The organism is Sphingomonas sp. CCH9-F2, from assembly GCF_001556735.1.
Taxonomy (GTDB): domain Bacteria; phylum Pseudomonadota; class Alphaproteobacteria; order Sphingomonadales; family Sphingomonadaceae; genus Sphingomonas; species Sphingomonas ginsenosidimutans.
Genome location: NZ_LSJO01000250.1, coordinates 1 through 727, shown reverse-complemented (window position 1 = coordinate 727; position 727 = coordinate 1). Strand labels below are relative to the sequence as shown.

Below are 727 nucleotides of genomic sequence, written 5' to 3'. Positions count from 1 at the left end.
CCGCCGCAGCGGCGCAGGCGCGCTCCGACAGCTTGCGCGGCGCGATGGGCCGGCTGGAATCGCAACAGGCCAGCAACACCCGCAACGCGGTGCTGGCCGACAGCCTGGAACGCGAGGCCGCGGCCAAGCGCGCGCAATATGAGCGCATGTCGCAGCTGTCGCTGGAAAGCACCCAGTCGGCGCAGAACCAGATCGCGCAGGCCGAGATCGTCGACGCCGCGCAGGTGCCGACGAAGCCCAGCTGGCCGAACAAGCCACTGCTGTTCGCGCTGTCGCTGATCCTGGGTCTGGGCGCGGGTGCGGGCGTGATCTTCATCCAGGAGATGCTGGTCGCCGGGATGCGCACGTCCGAGGAAGTGCAGAGCCGCCTCGGCCTGCCGATGATCGCGGCGGTGCCCAAGGTGACGGGCTTCGCCAATCCGGCCGACCTGCTGCTGGAAAAGCCGACGTCACTGTTCGCCGAATCGCTGCGCAACGCCCGCGCCTCGATCGTCGGCGTGCGCGGGCAATTGCCGCACAAGGTGATCGCGATCACTTCCGCGCTGCCGGCCGAGGGCAAGACGACCACCGCGCTCGCCTTCGCGCGGACGCTGGCGATCAACAACGCGCGCACCCTGGTGCTGGAATGCGACGTGCGCCGCGCGGCGATGAGCGAGGTGCTGGGCGAACGATCGAAGGGCGCGGGTCTGGTCGAGCTGCTGCGCGAGGAAGTGTCGCTGGACCAGGC

General features: G+C 69.7%; 1 protein-coding gene. It reads left to right on the top strand.

Going from position 1 to position 727, the window contains the following annotated elements; genetic code table 11:
• Positions 1–727: GNVR domain-containing protein (locus AX685_RS07465; protein WP_331710159.1), on the top strand; the 727-nt coding region annotated here is incomplete at both ends.